The 19,748-nt window shown below is 72.5% G+C and carries 14 protein-coding genes and 2 pseudogenes; 7 read left to right on the top strand and 9 right to left on the bottom strand.

Annotated features, from left to right (window positions below):
- Positions 1-116: 116 nt before the first annotated feature.
- Positions 117-1,130 carry a LacI family DNA-binding transcriptional regulator gene (locus tag OG823_RS15685; protein WP_371480163.1) on the top strand — a complete coding sequence of 338 codons (1,014 nt, stop codon included), beginning with the start codon at positions 117-119 and terminating at the stop codon, positions 1,128-1,130.
- A gap of 76 nt (positions 1,131-1,206) precedes the next feature.
- Here the strand turns inward: OG823_RS15685 and OG823_RS15680 are convergent.
- From OG823_RS15680 to OG823_RS15640, 9 genes and pseudogenes are all read right to left on the bottom strand, one after another.
- Positions 1,207-1,587: pseudogene (locus tag OG823_RS15680) on the bottom strand (discoidin domain-containing protein); the annotation flags it as partial.
- Between the two features lie 111 nt (positions 1,588-1,698).
- Positions 1,699-4,098, bottom strand: a pseudogene (locus OG823_RS15675) (discoidin domain-containing protein); the annotation flags it as partial.
- A 427-nt stretch (positions 4,099-4,525) separates the two neighbouring features.
- Positions 4,526-5,884 (bottom strand): cytochrome P450, encoded by a 1,359-nt coding sequence (locus OG823_RS15670; protein WP_371480162.1) that lies wholly within the window; start codon positions 5,882-5,884, stop codon positions 4,526-4,528.
- A 27-nt stretch (positions 5,885-5,911) separates the two neighbouring features.
- Entirely contained in the window at positions 5,912-7,099 is a 1,188-nt protein-coding gene (locus OG823_RS15665; RefSeq protein ID WP_371484501.1) for a selina-4(15),7(11)-diene synthase, read from the bottom strand.
- A gap of 214 nt (positions 7,100-7,313) precedes the next feature.
- Complete coding sequence (locus tag OG823_RS15660; protein WP_371480161.1) at positions 7,314-8,807, bottom strand: cytochrome P450; 1,494 nt, start codon at positions 8,805-8,807, stop codon at positions 7,314-7,316.
- Positions 8,808-8,943: 136 nt separating this feature from the next.
- Positions 8,944-9,558, bottom strand: coding sequence for an ATP/GTP-binding protein (locus OG823_RS15655; protein WP_371480160.1), 615 nt, complete (start codon positions 9,556-9,558; stop codon positions 8,944-8,946).
- Positions 9,539-9,898 carry a DUF742 domain-containing protein gene (locus OG823_RS15650; protein ID WP_371480158.1) on the bottom strand — a complete coding sequence of 120 codons (360 nt, stop codon included), beginning with the start codon at positions 9,896-9,898 and terminating at the stop codon, positions 9,539-9,541. Before OG823_RS15650 ends, OG823_RS15655 begins: the two co-directional genes overlap by 20 nt.
- Positions 9,895-10,302, bottom strand: a complete 408-nt coding sequence (locus tag OG823_RS15645) for a roadblock/LC7 domain-containing protein (protein WP_371480157.1) — start codon at positions 10,300-10,302, stop codon at positions 9,895-9,897. The genes OG823_RS15650 and OG823_RS15645 overlap by 4 nt, the downstream gene beginning before the upstream one ends.
- Complete coding sequence (locus OG823_RS15640; RefSeq protein ID WP_371484499.1) at positions 10,299-11,798, bottom strand: sensor histidine kinase; 1,500 nt, start codon at positions 11,796-11,798, stop codon at positions 10,299-10,301. The genes OG823_RS15645 and OG823_RS15640 overlap by 4 nt, the downstream gene beginning before the upstream one ends.
- Before the next feature lie 641 nt (positions 11,799-12,439).
- Between OG823_RS15640 and OG823_RS15635 the strand changes: the two genes are divergently transcribed.
- From OG823_RS15635 to OG823_RS15610, 6 genes are all read left to right on the top strand, one after another.
- The gene (locus OG823_RS15635) at positions 12,440-13,189 is read left to right on the top strand and encodes an HAD family hydrolase (protein WP_371480156.1); all 750 of its coding nucleotides are present in this window, start codon (positions 12,440-12,442) and stop codon (positions 13,187-13,189) included.
- A complete protein-coding gene (locus OG823_RS15630) occupies positions 13,186-15,594 on the top strand; it encodes a glycoside hydrolase family 65 protein (protein WP_371480154.1) in 2,409 nt (802 codons plus the stop codon). The genes OG823_RS15635 and OG823_RS15630 overlap by 4 nt, the downstream gene beginning before the upstream one ends.
- 123 nt (positions 15,595-15,717) lie before the next feature.
- Positions 15,718-17,430 (top strand): pyruvate dehydrogenase, encoded by a 1,713-nt coding sequence (locus tag OG823_RS15625; RefSeq protein WP_371484497.1) that lies wholly within the window; start codon positions 15,718-15,720, stop codon positions 17,428-17,430.
- A 67-nt stretch (positions 17,431-17,497) separates the two neighbouring features.
- Positions 17,498-18,100 (top strand): helix-turn-helix domain-containing protein, encoded by a 603-nt coding sequence (locus tag OG823_RS15620; RefSeq protein ID WP_371480153.1) that lies wholly within the window; start codon positions 17,498-17,500, stop codon positions 18,098-18,100.
- Positions 18,101-18,213: 113 nt separating this feature from the next.
- A complete protein-coding gene (locus OG823_RS15615) occupies positions 18,214-18,417 on the top strand; it encodes a DUF6126 family protein (protein WP_371480152.1) in 204 nt (67 codons plus the stop codon).
- 254 nt (positions 18,418-18,671) lie between these two features.
- Positions 18,672-19,736, top strand: coding sequence for a cobalamin-independent methionine synthase II family protein (locus tag OG823_RS15610; RefSeq protein ID WP_371480151.1), 1,065 nt, complete (start codon positions 18,672-18,674; stop codon positions 19,734-19,736).
- Positions 19,737-19,748: the final 12 nt, after the last annotated feature.

Here is a 19,748-nt window from a genome sequence, read left to right as displayed (position 1 = left end):
GGCACTCGTGCGTTCCGGCCGCCGCCGCGGCGGCGCGGGCCCCTGGGGCCACCGCGTTTGCGGCAGAGCGCAAGCCAGCGCAAGGATCTTGCGTCATCCGACGTACACTTTCGACCATGACACGACGACTTGCTCAGGTGGCCCAGAAGGTCGGGGTGAGCGAGGCCACGGTGAGCCGGGTGCTGAACGAGAAGCCCGGCGTCTCCGAGGCGACCCGGGCCGCGGTGCTGACGGCACTGGACGTACTCGGCTACGAGCGCCCCACCCAGCTGCGCGGGGAGCGGGCGCGACTGGTCGGCCTGGTGCTGCCCGAGCTGCAGAACCCGATCTTCCCGGCCTTCGCCGAGGTGGTCGGCGGCGCGCTGGCCGGGCAGGGCTTCACCCCGGTGCTCTGCACCCAGACCGCCGGCGGCGTCTCCGAGGCCGACTACGTCGGTCTGCTGCTGGAGCAGCACGTCGCCGGCGTGGTCTTCTTCGGCGGCCTCTACGCCCAGCAGGACGCCCCGCACGAGCACTACGACCGCCTCGCCGAACGCGGTCTGCCCACCGTCCTGCTCAACGCGGCCATCGACGAGCTGGACTTCGCCCGGGTGTCCTGCGACGACGCGGTGGCGGTCGAACAGGCCGTCGGCCACCTCCACCAGCTCGGCCACCGCCGCATCGGCATGGTGCTCGGCCCCGCCGACCACATGCCCTCGCGCCGCAAGCTCGACGCCGCCCGCACCGCCGCCGCCAAGGCCGGCCTCGACCTGCCCGACACCTGCGTCGAACGCGCCCTGTTCAGCCTCGAGGGCGGCCAGGCCGCCACCACCCGACTGCTGCGCCAGGGCGTCACCGGGATCATCTGCGCGAGCGACCCGCTGGCCCTGGGCGCGGTGCGCGCCGTGCGCCGGGCCGGGCTCTCGGTGCCCGCGGACGTCTCGGTGATCGGCTACGACGACTCGGCGTTCATGACCTGCACCGACCCGCCGCTGACCACCGTGCGCCAGCCCATCGAGGCGATGGGCCGAGCCGCCGTCGAGCTCCTCGCGGGCGAGATCGCGGGCAACCGGGTCACCCACGGCGAGTTGCTCTTCGAGCCGGAGCTGGTGGTGCGCGGCTCCACCGGCCCGGTGCGCCCGCGGGACTGACCCCGGGCGAGGGGGGAACGCGCGAAGGCCCCGCCGTACCGCTGGCTGCGGTAGGGCGGGGCCGATCGGCGGGGGATCAGGAGGTGTAGGCCTGGAACTCCGAGAGCTGGGCTGCGGCCCACCCGGTGTTGCCGGTGAACGACAGCTTCAGGTAGCGGGCGGTGGTGCCCGGCACGCTGATGGTGACGGTGTTGCCGGTCGCCGGGTCGAAGGTGTAGCCGGCCGCGGCCTTGACCGTCGTCCAGTTGGCGCCGTCGCTGCTGGCGAGCACCGAGAGGGTCTCGGTCCGGCTGGCCCAGGCGGTGGCCGGCGGCAGCTTCAGGACGAGGCGGCCGACGGCGGTCGAGGCACCCAGGTCGGCGGTCAGCGACTGCGGGAAGGCGTTCGCGGCGCTCTCCCAGTAGCTGTTCGCGTCACCGTCGTTGGCCTTGTTGGCGCTGTAGACGTCCACCGTGCTGGTGGCGGTCAGGGTCTTGCCCGCCACCAGGTTGGTGTTGGCCGGCGGCGTGGTCGGCGGGGTGGTGGTGGGCGTGCCGGTGGGGGTGGAGGTGGATCCGGTGGAGCGGACCTCCAGCTCGGAGAGCTGGGCGGCCGGCCAGCCGCTGTTGCCGGTGACGGTCAACCGGACGTAGCGGACGCCGGTCTGCGGGAACCCGATGGTCACCGTGTTACCGGCGGCCTGGTCGAAGGCGTAGGCCGCGTTCGCCGCCAGGTTGGTGAAGGTCACGCCGTCCGTGGAGCCCTGGACGGTCAGGTTCTCGGTGCGCGAGCCCCAGCTGCTCGGGAGCTTGCCGGTGACGCTGCCGACACCGGTCACGGCGCACAGGTCGACGGTCAGCGACTGCGGGAAGGCGTTGTTGGCGCTCTCCCAGTAGCTGTCCGCGTTGCCGTCCACGGCGTTCGCGGCGGTGTAGGTCTGGTTGACGCTGGTGGCGGTGGCCGTCTTGCCCTGGGCCAGGTTGCCGGTGCCCGGGTTGCACACCGGCGGCGTGGTCGGGGTGGTCGGCGACGAGGAGGGGCTGCTGCTCGGCGACGGCGACGAGGAGGGCGAGCCGGAGGGGCTCGGGCTCGGCGAGGAGGTGCCGCCACCGGTCGACGGCTGGCCGCCGTAGGTCCACTGCGGGGCCGGCCAGTTGCCGGTGCAGGTGGTGCCGGTGTTCCAGCCGGAGTTGCCGCCGCCGTCGACGATCACGAAGCCGGTGCCGACGCAGTTGTGGATCGGCGTGGCGGCCTGGGCGATGTTCTTCGCCTTGACGTTCGTGAACTTCATGTTGGCGTTGGCCTGCGCCTGGATGGCGTAGGTGCCGGCGCCGTCGATGTTCACGTTGGTGAAGTTGATGCCGCTGGACGACCCGTCGATGGTCTGGACGGCCTCGTAGGAGCTGTCCAGGATGTCGGTGTCGGTGACGTTGATGGTCGCGCCGGCGATCGGCTCGTTGAGGCCGTCGAACCAGATCGCGCCGACGCCGAACTGCCAGTTGAAGTCACTGTTGCCGGTGCGGATCAGGGTGTTGCGGGCGGCCGTGATGGTGCCCGCGACGGCGGTGCCGCTGCCGGAGTTGACGCCGGGGTAGCGGTTGGCGATGTGCAGGCCGCCACCGTTGCTGATGGTGTCCGCCATCACGTTGTCCGAGATGGTGAAGTCTTTGCCGCCGTACGTGACGATGTTGTTCGCCAGGATCGGCAGGACCACGGTGTTGTGGGTGAAGCTGTCGTTGACGTTCGGCTTGTTCTCCGGCCAGGAGGCCAGGCCGTCGTCACCGGTGTTGCGCACGAAGGTGTTGGTGACGGTCGAGTTGGTCACGCCGGTGTGGAAGTTCACGCCGTCGGCCGTCTGGTCCAGGATGCGGGTGTTCTTGACGGTGAAGCGGTCCATCGGACCGTCCATCCAGGCGCCGACCTTGGTGTGCTGCAGCCACAGGTTGTCCAGCGTCGAGTTGGACATGGCGCCGCCGATGGCGTTGACCTGGTCCTCGTCGACCCGCTCGCGGATGTCGCCGATGACGGCGAAGTCCTTGAGGTTGACGTTGTTGCTGCCGCCGGCGCTCGCCGACTTGCCGTAGATGCCGACGGCGGCGGCGCGGTTGTTCGGGTCGCGCCCGCCGAGCACGCTGTACCAGGGGCCCGCCCCGGCCAGGGTGACGCCGTCGACCACGACGTGGCTGTACAGCGTGAAGTTGCCCTGCGGGATGAAGACCGTCTTGCCCTGCGCCTGACCGGCGTTGACGGCGGCCTGGAACTTCGCCGTCGAGTCGGTGGCCCCGGTGGGGTCGGCGCCGAAGTCGGCGACCACGTCGAGGGCGCCGGCGGGCTTGGCCTTCGGCGCGGCGACGTTCTCGAAGTCGGCGAGGTCGATGGTGAAGCTCGGCGACTGCGCGGTCGAGCTGACCTGCAGCCGGATCTTCGTGCCGGCCGGCAGGACGGACCCGAACATGGTGCGGGTCTCGTCGTAGAAGTGGTGCGGGTTGGTGTCGCCCGGGTTGTTGTTGAACGGGTAACCACCGTAGTACCAGCTGTACTTGGAGGTGACGTCGACGCTCTTCAGCTTGCTGCCGTTGACCAGCAGGTCCATCGAGGCGTCGCGGCCCTTGCCGTCCGCGGTGTCCGGCAGGCTGTAGCGGAAGTCCATCGAGTTGGCCGGCGCGGTGAGGGTGAACTCCACGTACTGGCCGGTCGCGCCGAGGGTGACGGCCTGGCGGCCGGAGGCCTCCGAGGGCAGGTGCCCGTAGAGCCGGTCGGGGCCGATCACGGTGCCGTTGGTGGCCGCGTACTCGGCCTCCTGCTCGAGGAACGGCACGGTGGCGCCGCGCCCTGACACGTTGAGCGGGGAGAGCGTGGGGACGCCGGCGGCCGCGGCCGAGGTCGCGTTCGAGACCGCGACGGCCGTGAACAGGCCGGCGGTGCCGAGCGCGACCGCGGTCAGCGCGGCGACGCTGCTGCGGAGCCGACGGGTGGGTGGTGGCTGCATGTCGGGAAGCACATCCTTGCCGGTCGTGGGGGGTGGGCCGGGGTGGGGACCAGGCGGCTTGGCGGTGGCGCCGAACAGGGGCTCTGCGGCGCGGTGAACTGGTCTGTGTCGCGGGGGCTTCGGGAGCGTGACGCGGTGGTTTCCGCCGAGCGGGAAGAGACTATGGCGGGCATCGCATGAAGTCCATATGAAAGAGCAAAAATCTGACACTAACAACGCAAGTTTCGATCATCTGCACCCGGTCAATCCGCTCCGCAGGTCCCTCCGGGCGCCGTGGCGACGGCCGCAAAGGGGTTGCCCCGCAAGCGGGCTGACGATGCGTCGGGTCAGCACGACGGCCGGGCGGGCGACGCCGGCACGCGAGGTGCCGATGCCGCCCGCCCGGCCGCTGGTGGAGCTCAATGCGGGCGTGACCGCCGGGAGTTGGTCAGGTTGTCGCCGTCCCGGTGGCGCGCGGGAGGATCGTCATGGTGACCCGGTCGGCGTGCGGCATGGCGGCCACCACCTCCCGGGGCTCCCGGCCGGGCACCGGCTGCAGGCGCCAACGGGCCAGCACGGTGGCGAGGGTGATGGTCATCTCCGCCCGGGCGAAGGCGTCGCCGATGCACTGCCGGGAGCCCGAACCGAAGGGGACGAAGGACTCCCTGGGCATGCCCTCCCGGTTCTCCGGGAGCCAGCGGTCGGGGTCGAACCGCTCGGGGTCCGGGTAGAGCGCCGGGTCCTGGTGGACGGCGTAGAGGCTGAAGGCGATCTCGGTGCCGACCGGCACGGTCACCCCGCCGAGCTCCACCGCGGCGGTGGCCCGGCGCATCAGCAGGGTGACCCCGTGCAGCCGCAGGGTCTCGTCCAACACCTGTCGGGTGTAGGTGAGTTCGGGTACGTCCTGGTAGCCGACCGGTCGGCGGCCGACCACCCGGTCGATCTCCTCCAGGATCCGCTTCTCCACCTCGGGGTGCCGGGCGATCTCGTGGAAGGCCCAGCTGAGGGTGGAGCCGACGGTCTCGGTGCCGGCGAAGAGGATGGTGACGAGCTCGTCCCGGACCTCGGTGTCGGTCAGCGCCTCGCCGGTGTCCGCGTCGCGGGCCGCCAACAGTGTGGAGAGCAGATCGCCGGCGTCCGTCCGGCCGGTTCGGCGGGTGGCCGCGATCACCTCGTCGATGACCTCCCGCAGGCTGGCCGCGGCCGCGTCGAAGCGGCGGTTCGGCGGGATCGGCAGCCGGTCGAGGAACGTCGGTGAGACGGCCCGGACCAGCATGTTCTTGAGGATGACCGGGACGTCCCGGCAGACCGCGTCCACGGCGCCGCGACCGATGTCGGCGGAGAACAGGGTGGCGGCCAGGGTGTCGACGGCGAACTCGCCCATCACCTCCTCCACGGCGAGGCGTTGGCCGGCCCGCCAGCCGTCCGCCAGGGTCCGGGCGCGGTCGCCGATCACCGTGCAGTAGTCGGCTATCCGTTCACGGTGGAAGGAGGGCTGCATCAGCCGGCGGTGCCGGCGGTGGGTCGTGCTGTCGGCGGTCGCCAGACCGGCGCCGACCAGCGGACGCATCCGGTCGAAGAGCCGGCCCTTCTCGAAACTGGGGCCGTTGGTCACCATGACGGCGTGCGCGTACGCGGCGCTGGTGGCGAAGTAGACCGGCATACCGGCGATGTCGACCCGGACCAGCTCGCCGTGTCCGCGCAGGGATTTGACGAATGCCAGGGTGTCCCGCCAGAGCGGCCAGACATGCCCGACGAGGGGCAGCGCGCCGGGCGCGCGGGGGACTGATTCGAGACCGGATGCCATCGGGGGCCTCCCTTTCCTGCGCTCCGCCTAGGCGGAGCGGAGCGCGGCGGTGTGGGGGACGGCGGTGTGGGGGACGGCGGTGGGGACGGCGCGGCCCGGGGTGCGGGGCCCGGCGTACAGCGCGGTGACACTCTCGGACTCCTGGGCGAACACGCCCTCCCGGCCGAGTGCGTCCGCCTCGCGCGGCAGGACGTCCCACCACCAGGAGATCGCGGGGATGTCCAGCGGCTCCCGGCTGCTGTCGGACGGGGTGTCGCGGAAGGCACTGGGAAGTTCGGCCGGATCGTCCGGGGTGGTGTAGCGCAGGGAGCTGATCCCCCAGTCCTGGGCGCCCCGGATGAACGTCTCCAGACTGCTGAGGTACTGCCGCAGCTGTGGACTGCCGGTGGTCCTCAGATGGGCGCAGAGCCGGACGAACAGGCTGAGCACGCGGTCGCGCTGCGAGATGGCGACGCCGAGGGCCTGCTCGGGGGTGAGGCCCTGGGCGTGCTCCAGCACCCGGATGGCGTTCAGGTAGTACAGGCCGGTCCGGCTCTCCTTGTGGTACGAGAACAGGTCGTTGTCCCAGCAGATGACGAAGTAGGCCATCTCGGCGGCGGCCCGCACCGCCCGGTCGTCCCGCTCGTGGGGCTGGAGTTCGTAGCCGTGCCCCATCTCCAGCAGGGGCAGGACGACCGAGGTCGCGCCGTCGTAGATGCGCATCAGGGTGTAGTCGTTGAGGTCGGGCACGGTGCCGTGACTGCGGTGCTCGGCCTCCCAGCCGACCGAGAGGCAGTACTCGCGCAGGGCGTCGACCCAGCGGGCTATCTGACCGGCGGTCGCGTACCGGTCGAGCCGGTGGCGCAGGTCGCGCAGGCCCTGGGCGAGCGGGTCGTTCAGCAGCATCGGGGCCTCGGGGTTCTGGGCCACTCTCAGCAGCCGCGACAGTGCGGCGAGCAGGGCGCCGGGACGGGTGCCGAGCTCGCCCTCCTCGCAGAAGCCGTCGTCCACGCCGAAGAGCCACAGGACGAAGTCGGAGAGGATGCCGACGACCTCCTCGCGGCCGTCCGGGAGCACGCGGGCGGCGAAGGCGCCGATGCTGTGGGTGACGAGTGCCTTGCGCAGCCCGGGGGAGCCGATGTCGAAGGTCTCGGCCCAGGCGGTGGTCCGCCGGTCGATGGCCTCGTGGTGCGGGTGGATCGCCGGCCGGTAGGGGGAGAATATCGGCGGGACCATCGTCAGCTCGTGCACTTTCCGTCACCTCGGTCGCCTGGCGTCTTCCCACCCGTCACCGGGTCGCGGAGGGGGATTCCGCGACCCGGCCGAAGTGGATCACGCGCCAATACAGCGGTATATGACGAAAACCGTCAAGGGTGACGAATGCGCCATGGCTCAAAGTCGCACCTTCGCGCCCGAGTCTGGCCGGGGCCCGGCCCCACCTGGCCGGATGTCAGGCCTGTCGGCCGCGCCCGGTCAGGATGCTCCACCAGCTCCGCCGCCGGGGCGCCGCGGGAGCGGGCAGCGGTGCGCCGTCGCCGGCGGTGACGGAAGGTGCCGACTCGGGGGCGCCGCTCGAAGCCGTGCCCGCGCCGGCCCGGACGGCCTCGGCGGCGGCCGCCGCTGCAGCGGTCACCGCGGCGGCGGCCTCGGCGCCGAGCTCCATGGTGTCCCCGGTACGGGGCTTTCGCGGGGCGAACTGTACCGGCAGGTAGGCGAGGTGACGGGAGAGCCAGGCGGAGTTCCAGGTCAGGTCGTCCTCCGGGACGGAGAGCTGGAGGTCGGGCAGGCGGGTCAGCAGGATGTCGATGCCGGTCTCCGCGATCGCCCGGCCGACGTCCTGGCCGGGGCACTCGTGCGGGCCGCCGCTGAACGCGAGGTGCGAGCGGTTGCCGTAGAGCGGCATCGACAGGTCGGGGCGGACCGCCGGGTCCACGTTGCCGGCCGCGAGGCCGAGCAGGAGCATGTCGCCGGCCCTGATCTGCCGCCCGCCGAGCTGGGTGTCGCCGGTGGCCCAGCGGCCGGGCACCATCGACAGCGGCGGGGTGTCCCAGAGCACCTGGTCCAGGGCGTCGGGCAGGGTCATGTGCCCGCCGGAGAGGTTGGCCCGGAAGCGCCGGTCGGTGAGGACGAGCTTGAGGGTGTCCGCGATCAGGTTCACGGTGGTCTCGTTCGCGGCGATCAGCACCAGGCGCAGGTGCTCCATCACCTCGTCGTCCGAGAGGCCGGCCTCGTGCTGGATCAGCCAGGAGGCGAGGTCGGCGCCCGGGGCGGCGCGCTTGCGGTCCACCAGCTGGCGCAGGGTCGCCACGACGTAGTCGTTGCTGGCGATCGCGGTCTCGGTGCCCTTCATCAGGTCCCGGGCGGCCTCGACCAGCCGGGGCCCGTAGCCCTCGGGCATGCCGACCAGCTGGGTCATCACCAGCATCGGCAGGTGCTCGGCGAACTGGGCGACCATGTCGGCCTGCCCGGCGGCGCTGAACTCGTTGATCAGCTGGTCGGCGAAGCGGGTGACGTGGCGCCGGATGCCGCGCCGGTCGAAGCGGTTCAGGCTGTCGGTGACCGCGCCCCGGAGCCGCTTGTGCTCCTCGCCGTCGGCGAAGACGCAGAGCGGCTGCCAGGCCACCATCGGCATCAGCGGCGAGTCCGCGGCCACCTTGCCCTCCTGGAACGCCCGCCAGCGGCGGGAGTCCCGGGAGAAGCGCGAGGGCGTGCGCATCGCGGTGAGGTTCGCCGAGTGGCCGAGGACCAGCCAGGCCGGCAGGTCGCCGTGCAGCAGCACGGGCGCGACCTCGCCGTGCTCGGCGCGCAGCGTCTCGTACAGGCCGCTCGGGTCGGCCTCGGCCTCCGGTCCGTAGAGCCGCCGGAGGCCGTCGGCGCCGAGCCCGTGGGCGGGGCAGCCGGGCGGCGGGGTGAGCGGGGCGTCAGCAGGGAACGGGGTGGTCACGGTGTCTCCGGGGTCATCGCGGGAGGGACGTTCTCAAGAGGGCGTCGTGGAGGAGTGTGGGGACGGATCCGATTGCGAAGGTGCCATGGCGAGGGTGGGATCGTGAGAACACCGGCGGCGAACCCCGGCGCCGGTGCTACGCCGGCGCCGCCGAGAGCGAGTACAGGTAACGCATCAGGGCCATCAGGACGTCCCGGCTGGACTCCCGGGTCCGCGCGTCGCAGGTGACGATCGGCACGTCGGCGGGCAGGTCGAGCGCGGTCCGCAGTTCCTCGGTGGGGTACGAGGGCGAGCCGGGGAAGGTGTTGGCCGCGACGACGAAGGGAACGCCGCGCTCCTCCAGCCGTCCGATCACGTCGAAGCTGACCTCCAGCCGACGGGTGTCGACCAGCACCACCGCGCCGAGCGCGCCCTCGAACAGGCCGTTCCAGAGGAACCAGAACCGCTCCTGGCCGGGGGTGCCGAAGACGTACAGCACCAGTTCCTCGTTGATGCTGATCCGGCCGAAGTCCATCGCGACCGTGGTCGAGGTCTTGCGCTCGACCCCGGCTACGTCGTCGACGTCCGCACCCGCCTGGGTCATCGTCTCCTCGGTGGTCAGCGGACGGATCTCGCTGACCGAGCCGACCAGGGTCGTCTTGCCGACCCCGAATCCGCCCACGATCACCACCTTGACCGCCATGGCGGCCGAGGACGGCAGCAGGTCCGCGCTCTGTGGCCCCACCACCGTCTCAGAGCTTCTGAAGTCCATGGATCACCGCCTCTATCAGGGCACGGTCGGGAAGAATTGCCTGGGGCACCGGCAGTCGGGCCTCGATGAGGCGGTCCGCCAGCAGGTCCGCGAGGAGCACGGTGACCACGCTCATCGGCAGCCCCAGGTACGCGGAGACCTCGGCCACCGAGAGCGGCGAGCCGCAGATGCGCAGGATCGCCGCGTGTTCGGGCTGCATGGTCGGTGTCGGCTCCGCACGGGAGACGACGAGGGTGACCAGGTCGAAGGTGGTCGGCCCGGACGAGCCGCTACGACCCCGAGTGATCACGTAGAGCCGCTCGGGGTTGCCTGCCTCCCAGTCCTGGTCGGTTTCGCTCATGCGACCTGCTCGCCGTTGCGGGGCGGTGTGCTGAGGTGCTCGCCGATCCGTGCGACCAGGTCCCGCATCCGCTGGCCCATCAGGCCGGCGTCGACACCCTCGTCGGCCAGCACCGCCAGGTACGCACGGGCGCCGGCCGCCATCAGGTAGAAGAAGCCGCCGCCCATCTCGATCACGACCAGCCGCATCCGGCCGTCGCCGTGCGGGAACTCGTGGCCCACCGCGGCGGCCAGGCTCTGCAGGCCGGCGCAGGCGGCGGCGAGGCGGTCGGCGGTGTCGGTGTCGGTGCCGTACTGGGCCATCCGCAGTCCGTCGGCCGAGAGCACGACGACGTGACGGGTCTGCGGGACGCCGTCCGCCAAGTCCTTGAGCATCCAGTCCATGTTGGTCCGCTGCTGAATCACTGCTCGCCCTTCCCTGCCGACTCGTCACTGGTGTGGCCGGCCGGAGTACCGGCCGGCTGGCCGTTCACGCCGTCCTGGAACGCTGCCAGCCACATGCCGGGCTGCACCGGGGCCTCGGCGGGTTGAGGGATGCTCGGGGCGGCGGCGCCCGCCCGGGAGGGTGCGGCGTGGCGGCGGCGCTGCGGCAGCCCGTTGGGGGTCCGCTCGGTCACCACCGGGGCCTCCTCCACTGCCGAGGCCCACGGCTGGGGTCCGGCCGCCGGCCGGGGGGTGACGGTACGGGGTGCGGCGATCGCCGGCGCCGAACGCGGGCCGGAGGCGACTCCGATGCCGTGCGCACGGCCGGTCGCGGGTGCGGTGGTGATCAGTTCCTGCGGGACGATCAGCACCGCGCGCACGCCGCCGTAGGCGGAGGGCCGCAGTGAGACCTGGAAGCCGTACGCCTGGGCGAGGCGGCCGACCACGGCCAGGCCGAGGCGGGGCGTCTCGCCGAGGTCGTTGAGGTCGATGCCGGCCTGCGCCTCCTGGAGCATCCGCTCCGCGCGGGCCCGGCCCTCCTCGCTGAGGCTCAGGCCGCCGTCCTCGATCTCGATCGCTATACCGGTCTGCACCTCGACGGCGGTGAGGTGCACGTTGGTCTGCGGCGGGGAGTAGCGGGTGGCGTTGTCCAGCAGCTCGGCCAGCGCGTGGATCAGCGGCTCGACGGCGGGGCCGACCACGGCGACCTCGGAGACGGGGTGCAGCTCGACCCGGGGGTAGTCGAGGATGCGCGAGACGGCGCCGCGCAGCACGCTGTAGAGCGGTACCGACCTGCTCCACTGGCGGCCGGGCCGGGCACCGCCGAGGACGGCGATGGAGTCCGCGAGGCGGCCGACGAGCGCGTTGCCGTGGTCCAGCCGGAGCAGGTCCTCGAAGACGGCCGGGTCGTTGCCGTGCCGGTCCTCCATCTCCCGCAGGTCCTGGGCCTGGCGGTGGACGATCGCCTGGACGCGGCGGGCGATGTTCACGAAGGCCCGCTGGGCGGACTCGCGCATCCCCTCCTCGTTGTCGACGGCCTCCAGCACCGTCCGCAGCACGGCCTGACGGGCGGCGCGGAACTCGGGGCTGACGGCGCCGTCGGGCGCTTCGGAGGCGCGCAGCACGTCCTCGACGAACTCGCCGCGCTGGAGCCGGGCCACCGCCTGCGGCAGGACCACCCGGGCCAGCTGGACCGTCTCGGCCTCCTGGCGGGCGAGACGACGGCGCAGCTCGGTCTCCTGGAGGGCGTACCGCTCGCGCAGGGTCGCCAGGGCGCGGCCCCGGCGGGCGGCCTCGGCGGCCACCACCGCGACGGCGGCCGTGCCGACCACACCGCACCAGAGGACCCCGGCCCGGGCGCCGGTGGAGACCACCGACACGGCGGCCGCGGCCGCGGCCGCCGTCACGACCGTGGGCAGGAGCCACACGAGTACGGGAGCGGAGCGCCGGCCTCCGGGTGACGATCCAGCACGAAGCATCAGCATCCTCAAACGATCGAAAGATTACGGAACGACGAGCGGGAATCGGCTCCAGCGGTCCGGGCCGCCCGGTGTCCCACGGCCTCTGGGGGCCGTTCCGGTCCGCGCTGACCTGCTGTGATGGGGGTGCAGCGGGCTGAGCCGGAAGTAGCATAGCCGGTTTTCCGGATGTTCCTGACGCAACCTCAACAACACTGCCCTATAGCCGATTTAATGCCTCCATGGCGGACATTTCGCACAACCTGCACACCGTCACGGAGGGATCCGGCCGGGCCTGTGCCGGGCCCGGCCGGGTGCTGCCGCACCAGTGTTTGCCCGGGCAGGTGTTGTCATACCCGCGTCAGCGAGCGGTTCGCCCGTCGGAGCGGTCTATCCGGGGAACCACCACGCGGTACGGACGACCCGTGGTAGAGGCGGCCTCCGGGGCCCGGCGGCGCTCGGGCGCCCCACTCGTCCTGCCCGTCCCCACACGTCCCACCGCTCCCTGTCCGTCCACCCCGTCCCGTCGGCGCGGGGGCCGCCCGCCCCGGTCCGCCCGGCCGCCGCCGGCCGCGAGGGCGCCCGCGCGCCTGCCCGCCCGCGACGCGCCCGCGCGCCTCGAATGGGAGGTTTTTTTCCCGAATCGGGGTGAGACTGCCCTCATGTTGGGTCTCCCGGACGACATCCGCGCATTCCTCTTCGACCTCGACGGGGTGCTCACCCAGACCGCCAAGGTGCACGCCGCGGCCTGGAAGGACACCTTCGACACGTTCCTGCGTGCCGAGGCCGACCGCACCGGCGGGCCGTTCGCGCCCTTCGACGCCGTCGCCGACTACGACACCTACGTGGACGGCAGGCCGCGCCTGGACGGCACCAGGGCGTTCCTGCACAGCCGCGGCGTCGACCTGCCGGAGGGCGGGGCCGACGACCCGCCGGGCACCCGCAGCGTGAACGGCGTCAGCACCGCCAAGAACGACACCGTGCTGCGCATGATCAAGGACCAGGGCGTGCAGCCCTACGCCGGCTCGGTGGAGTACGTGCACCGGCTGCGGGAGCTGGGCCTGCCCCGGGCGGTGGTCTCCTCCAGCGCCAACTGCCGGGACGTGCTGCGGGCCGCCGGGATCGACGACCTCTTCGACGTGATCGTGGACGGCGTGGTCGCCGCCCGCGAGGGCCTGCCGGGCAAGCCCGCGCCGGACACCTACCTGGCGGCCGCCCGCGCGCTCGGCGTCGAGCCGGCCCGGGCCGCCGTCTTCGAGGACGCGCTCGCCGGGGTGGCCTCCGGCCGGGCCGGCGGCTTCGGCGCGGTGGTCGGTGTCGACCGGACGGGGCAGGCCGAGGAGCTGCGCCGCAGTGGAGCCACCGTGGTCGTGGCCGACCTCGCCCAGCTGTACCGGGGGGAGCCGCGGTGACCGGCCAGGACGGCTTCACCGTCGACCCCTGGCTGATCGCCGAGAACGGCCTGGACCCGGCCGGGCTGGCCCGCGCCGAGTCGGTCTTCGCGCTCTCCAACGGCCACGTCGGCCTGCGCGCCAACCTGGACGAGGGGGAGCCGCACGGCCTGCCCGGCACCTACCTGAACGGCGTCTTCGAGCTGCGGCCGCTGCCGTACGGCGAGGGCGGCTACGGCTACCCCGAGTCCAGTCAGAGCGTCATCAACGTGACCAACGGCAAGATCATCCGGCTGCTGGTGGACGACGAGCCCTTCGACCTGCGCTACGGCGAACTGCGCGGCCACCTGCGCAGCCTGGACTTCCGGGACGGGGTGCTGCGCAGGGAGGCCGAGTGGACCTCCCCGGCGGGCCGGACGGTCAAGGTCACCTCCAACCGGCTGGTCTCGCTCACCCAGCGGGCGGTCGCGGCCGTGGAGTACCAGGTCGAGGCGGTGGACGGCCCGGTCCGGATCGTGCTGCAGTCCGAACTGGTCGCCAACGAGCAGCTGCCCGGCGGCGTCGGCGGCGACCCCCGGGCCGCCGCCGTGCTGGAGGCGCCGCTGATCTCCGAGTCGCACCAGGCGGGCCACGCCAAGGCGGTCCTGGTGCACCGCACCCGGTTCAGCGGGATCCGGGTGGCGGCCGGCATGGACCACCTGATCGAGGGCCCGGAGGGCTTCGACACCACCGCCGAGAGCAGCGACGACCAGGGCCGGATCAGCGTCACGACGGTGCTGCGGCCCGGCGAGCGGCTGCGGGTGGTCAAGTTCATCGCGTACGGCTGGTCGGCGACCCGATCGCTGCCCGCCGTCCGGGATCAGGTCGAGGCAGCCCTGACCGCCGCCAAGTACACCGGCTGGACGGGGCTGGCGGCCGAGCAGAGCAGCTACCTGAAGGAGTTCTGGGACAGCAGCGACATCGAGATCGAGGGTGACGTCGAACTCCAGCAGGCCGTCCGGTTCGCGATCTTCCACGTGCTCCAGGCCGGGGCCCGCAGCGAGGAGCGGGCCATCCCGGCGAAGGGGCTGACCGGCCCCGGCTACGACGGCCACAGCTTCTGGGACACCGAGACCTTCGTCCTGCCGGTGCTCACGTACTGCCTGCCCGGCGCGGTCAACCAGGCGCTGCGCTGGCGGCACACCACGCTGCCGCTGGCCCGCGAGCGGGCCGCCCAGCTCGGCCTGGCCGGCGCGGTGTTCCCCTGGCGGACGATCCGGGGCGAGGAGTGCTCCGGCTACTGGCCGGCCGGCACCGCCGCGTTCCACATCGGCGCCGACATCGCGGTCGCCGTCGCCCGCTACGTCCGGGCCACCGGCGACGTCGAGTTCGAGCGCGCCTACGGGCTGGAACTGCTGGTGGAGACGGCACGGATGTGGCGCTCGCTCGGGCACCACGACGCGGCCGGCCGGTTCCGGATCGAGGGCGTCACCGGCCCCGACGAGTACAGCGCGGTCGCGGACAACAACGTCTTCACCAACCTGATGGCGCAGACCAACCTGCGGGCCGCCGCGGAGTCCGCCACCCGGCACCAGACGGAGGCCGCCGCGCTCGGCGTCGACACCGAGGAGACCGCCGCCTGGCGGGACGCCGCGGGCGCGATGTACATCCCCTACGACGAGGACCTCGGCGTGCACCCGCAGGCCGACGGGTTCACCGACCACCAGTTCTGGGACTTCGACGGCACCCCGCCGGAGAAGTACCCGCTGCTGCTGCACTACCCCTACTTCGACCTCTACCGCAAACAGGTGGTCAAGCAGGCCGACCTGGTGCTCGCCATGCAGGTCCGCGGGGACGCCTTCACCGACGAGCAGAAGGCCCGCAACTTCGCCTACTACGAGCGGCTCACGGTGCGCGACTCCTCCCTCTCGGCCTGCACCCAGGCGGTGATCGCGGCCGAGGTGGGGCAGCTCGACCTGGCGTACGACTACACCGCCGAGGCCGCCCTGATGGATCTGCACAACCTCGGCGGCAACACCGGTGACGGCCTGCACATGGCCTCGCTGGCGGGTGCCTGCATCGCCCTGGTGGCCGGGTTCGGCGGGTTGCGCGACCACGACGAGGCGCTGGCCTTCCGGCCCCGGCTGCCGTCCGGACTGCGGCGGCTGACGTTCTCGATGCAGATCCGCCAGTGCCTGCTGCAGGTCCGGATCACCCACGCCGGGACCACCTACACGCTGCGCCGGGGCGAGGCCCTGCCGCTGAGCCACGACGGCGAGGTGCTGGTGGTCAAGGCCGGGGCCCCGGTCACCAGGCCGACCACCCGGCCCCCGGCGCAGGAACGGTTCACCCAGCCGCCGGGCCGGGAGCCGGCCCGGCGGCACACGCACGCGGGCGTCGTCGCGGGGACGGTCGGGCCGGGCCCCGACCACCTCGCGGCGGAGTGACCCGGCCGGACGTCCTCACCCGCGTGGCCCGCCCGGGGTGCGGGCGGGCCACGCCGCTCGCAGGCTGCTGATGGCATCCGACCGGCGGAGAGGGAGTGCCTCGTGGTGAGTGTGGCCGAGCAGATGGTCGAGGTGCTCCGGCAGGCCGGGGTGGAGCGCGTCTACGGCGTCGTGGGTGACAGCCTCAACCCGGTGGTGGACGCGATCCGCCGCACCGAGGGCATCAGCTGGGTGCACGTGCGCAACGAGGAGGCGGGCGCCTTCGCGGCCGCCGCCGAGGCGGAGCTGAGCGGCCGGCCGGCGGTCTGCGCCGGCTCCTGCGGCCCGGGCAACACCCACCTGATCCAGGGCCTGTACGACGCCCAGCGCAGCGGCCTGCCGGTGCTGGCGCTCGCCTCGCACATCCCGTCCGGCCAGATCGGCACCGGCTTCTTCCAGGAGACCCACCCCGAGCGGGTCTTCACCGACTGCAGCAGCTGGTGCGAGATGGTCTCCACACCGGCCCAGCTGCCGCGGCTGCTGCGGGTCGCCCTGCAGCACGCGCTCGGCGCGCCCGGCGTCTCGGTGCTGGTCTTCCCCGGGGACGTCGCCGCGCTGCCGGCCGCCGGGCCCACCGGCACCGGCACGTTCCTGACCGAGCAGGCGGTCGCGGCCCCGCCCTGGAGCCAGGTGCAGGAGCTGGCCAGGGCGCTGAACTCGGCCCGCCGGGTCGCCCTGTTCTGCGGCGCCGGGGTGCGCGGCGCGCACCCGGAGGTGCTGGCCGCGGCCGCCGCCCTGCAGGCCCCGGTCGGGCACTCGCTGCGCGGCAAGGAGTGGATCCAGTACGACAACCCGTACGACGTCGGGATGAGCGGCCTGCTCGGCTACGGTGCCTGCCACGAGGCGCTGCACGAGGCCGACCTGCTGCTGCTGCTCGGCACCGACTTCCCGTACGACTCCTTCCTGCCGCAGGCCAGGACGATCCAGGTCGACCACGACGCCACCCGGCTCGGCCGCCGCACCCCGCTGGAGCTGGCCGTGCACGGCGACGTGTCGGCGACCCTGCGCGCGGTGCTACCGCTGCTGGAGCAGAAGACCGACCGCACCTTCCTGGACGGCATGCTGGACAAGCACTACCGCGCGCTGGACGGTGTGGTCGGCGCGTACACCAAGGACATCGAGAAGCACCTGCCGATCCACCCCGAGTACGTCGCCGCGGTGCTGGACGAGGTCGCCGCCGACGACGCGGTCTTCACCGTCGACACCGGCATGAACAACGTCTGGGCGGCCCGCTACCTCACGCCCAACGGCCGCCGCCGGGTGATCGGCTCGTTCCTGCACGGTTCGATGGCCAACGCCCTGCCGCACGCGATCGGCGCCCAGCTGGCCTGCCCGGGCAGGCAGGTGATCTCGATGTCCGGTGACGGCGGGCTGGGGATGCTGCTCGGCGAACTGCTCACGGTGGCCAAGCACCGCTTGCCGGTGAAGACCGTGGTCTTCAACAACGGCGCACTCGGCATGATCAAGCTGGAGATGCTGGTCTCCGGCTATCCCGAGTTCGAGATCGACAACGGGGACGTCGACTACGCGGCGATCGCCCGCGCGGCGGGCATTCCGGCCAAGCGGGTGACGGACCCGGCGAAGGTGCGGGAGGTGCTGGAGGAGGCCCTGGAGCGGCCCGGTCCGGCCCTGGTGGACGTGGTCACCGACCCGAACGCGCTCTCCATCCCGCCGCGCATCACCGCCGCGCAGCTCAAGGGGTTCGCCCTGGCGGCGGGCCGGACGGTGCTGTCGGGCGGCGTCGGACGCATGGTCGACCTGGCGCGCAGCAACCTGCGCAACATCCCCCGGCCGTGAATCCCGGGGAATTTGCCTCTGAGGCAAATTTCTTGCCCGACGGGCACGGCAGGTGTCCACTGGGTTCATGACCACCAGCCCGCCGGACGACCAGGAGGTCGCCGGCCTCGCCGCCCGTCTGCGTGAGCACCGGCTCACCAGCCGGCTCACGCTGGAGACCGCGGCCGCCCGGGTCGGGCTCTCCCCAGCGTATCTCTCCCGTCTGGAGACCGGTCGGCGGCAGCCCTCGCTGCCCGTCCTGCTCGGTCTCGCCCGTGCCTACGGCAGCTCGGTCTCCGGGCTGCTCGGCGAGACCCCGGGCGATCTCGACCCGATCGTCCGGGGCGGCGCGATCGAACCGGGCCGGGCCGGCGGCTGGGGCTACCGCCGGGCCGGCGCCCCCGGCCGCGCGATGCAGGCGCTGCGCGTCCAGGTGCCCCCCGGCCTTCAGGACGAGGTGGTCAGGGTCCACCCCGGCGAGGAGTGGCTGCACGTCGTGCGGGGGCGGCTGCGGCTGACCCTCGGCGAACGCGTCCACCTGCTCGACGAGGGCGACGGCGCGCACTTCGACTCGCTCACCCCGCACTGCATCGCCGCCGAGTCGGCGGACGGTGTCGAACTGCTCTTCCTGCACACCCTGCTGCAGAGCCCCGGCGGCGAACTCTGCCTGGGCGGCGGCGTACCGCACTGAGCCGGCGCGCCGCGCCGAACGCACCACCCCCGCGTTCCGACCCATCGCCGTGCGCCGACCCGTCGGGCGGCCCGTCGGGCGGCCGGACCGTCCGGAAGGAAGGAGACCCCGTCATGACCGAACAGGTCGCCACCCCCGTCACCGCCGCTCCCGCCGTCACCGCCGCTCCCGCCGGGCCGCTCGCGCCCGCCACCATCGACGCCGGCAAGCTGGCCAACCGCCGGGTCGGGATCAGGGTGCTGATCTACATGGTCGCCACCCACGCCTTCGCGGGCTTCATCATGCTGCTGTTCGAGATCGGCTCCCGGAAGAACTGAGGCCGGTCGTCGGGCGTGATGCCTCCCGATCCGTCAACCCGGGCACAAAACTGACACCGTATCAGTGAATCTCCGGCGACGCTCCCGGGGCGAACGGGCCCCGTCCGATCGCGTCCGAGGGTACCGGGCTCCGGGACGGTGCCGGTGACCTGCGGACTTCCCGAGCGCCACGCGGCGGCCGCCGCGCGCCGGGCCGAGCGGTGCGCCCATCGCCCTGTTGCACCCGGGCGGTGGCGCTTCCTACGGTCTCCACCATGACTATTCCCACGGAGTCGATCGGCAGCCTCCCCAGGCCGCGCGCGCTGCAGACAGCCCTCGCCGAGCACGCCGAAGGTCGGCTGGGCGACGCGGAACTGGCCACGCTGCAGCAGCAGGCGACGGCCGACACCCTGAACAGGCTGGAGAAGCTGGGCTGTTCCGTCCTGGTCGACGGGGAGCAGGCCAAGCCCAGCTTCGTCACGTACCCCCTCGCGGGCCTGACCACCCTGGCCCCGGACGGCGCCGTCATCCCCTTCGCCGACGGCCACACCCGGCAACTGCCCAGGCTCACCGCGGGGCCCTTCCGCTACCAGGTCCGGGCGGAGAGCTACCTGCGCGAGGCCCGGCGCCACACCGATCTCCCCGTCAAGCAGGCGGTCATCGCGCCGTCCGCCCTCAGCCTGCTCTACCCGGCCGAGTCCCTCGCCGACTACTCCCGCGAGGAGTTCCTGCGCGATCTCGCCGACGAGGCCGAGGCGGACATCCGCGGCTGTCTGGAGGCCGGCGCCCACCGCGTCCAGCTGGACTTCACCGAGGGCCGGCTGGCGCTCAAGCTGGATCCGTCCGGTGGCGTCCTCCAGGACTTCATCGCGCTCAACAACCTGGTCCTCGACCGCTTCGGCGAGGACGAACGAGCCCGCCTCGGGGTGCACACCTGCCCGGGAGCGGACCACGACTCCACCCACAGCCTGGACGTCGACTACGCCGGCCTGCTGCCCGCGCTGTTCCGGCTGAACGTCGGCAACTATTACATCCAGCTGGCCGGCGAGCCGGACCCCGAGCGTGTCCTCGCGATCATCGCCGGCCAGCTGCGCCCGGGGATCCGGGTGTTCGTCGGCGTGACCGACCCGAGCGCCGCCGCCGTCGAGAGCCCCGAGGAGGTCCGCGACCGGGTGCTGCTCGCCGCCCGGCACATCCCGCTCGACCAGTTGGGCACCACCGACGACTGCGGCTTCTCGCCGTTCGCCGACGACACCTCCACCTCACGTGATCTCGCCTTCGCCAAGATCGAGGCACGGCTGAGGGGAACCGCCCTGGCGTCGCAGGCCCTGGGGCTCTGACCCCGCCGCACA

The organism is Kitasatospora sp. NBC_00315, assembly GCF_041435095.1.
Lineage (GTDB): Bacteria > Actinomycetota > Actinomycetes > Streptomycetales > Streptomycetaceae > Kitasatospora.
This window is presented reverse-complemented; position numbering and strand designations above follow the sequence as displayed.

What these genes read in the sequence shown, in the direction of transcription:
- OG823_RS15670 (WP_371480162.1), bottom strand. Translation starts at nt 5,884, where the DNA reads ATGGCATCCGGTCTCGAATCAGTCCCCCGCGCGCCCGGCGCGCTGCCC.
- OG823_RS15615 (WP_371480152.1), top strand. Translation starts at nt 18,214, where the DNA reads ATGACCGAACAGGTCGCCACCCCCGTCACCGCCGCTCCCGCCGTCACC.
- OG823_RS15685 (WP_371480163.1), top strand. Translation starts at nt 117, where the DNA reads ATGACACGACGACTTGCTCAGGTGGCCCAGAAGGTCGGGGTGAGCGAG.
- OG823_RS15620 (WP_371480153.1), top strand. Translation starts at nt 17,498, where the DNA reads ATGACCACCAGCCCGCCGGACGACCAGGAGGTCGCCGGCCTCGCCGCC.
- OG823_RS15655 (WP_371480160.1), bottom strand. Translation starts at nt 9,558, where the DNA reads ATGGACTTCAGAAGCTCTGAGACGGTGGTGGGGCCACAGAGCGCGGAC.
- OG823_RS15610 (WP_371480151.1), top strand. Translation starts at nt 18,672, where the DNA reads ATGACTATTCCCACGGAGTCGATCGGCAGCCTCCCCAGGCCGCGCGCG.
- OG823_RS15625 (WP_371484497.1), top strand. Translation starts at nt 15,718, where the DNA reads ATGGTCGAGGTGCTCCGGCAGGCCGGGGTGGAGCGCGTCTACGGCGTC.
- OG823_RS15635 (WP_371480156.1), top strand. Translation starts at nt 12,440, where the DNA reads ATGTTGGGTCTCCCGGACGACATCCGCGCATTCCTCTTCGACCTCGAC.
- OG823_RS15640 (WP_371484499.1), bottom strand. Translation starts at nt 11,798, where the DNA reads ATGCTTCGTGCTGGATCGTCACCCGGAGGCCGGCGCTCCGCTCCCGTA.
- OG823_RS15650 (WP_371480158.1), bottom strand. Translation starts at nt 9,898, where the DNA reads ATGAGCGAAACCGACCAGGACTGGGAGGCAGGCAACCCCGAGCGGCTC.
- OG823_RS15665 (WP_371484501.1), bottom strand. Translation starts at nt 7,099, where the DNA reads ATGGTCCCGCCGATATTCTCCCCCTACCGGCCGGCGATCCACCCGCAC.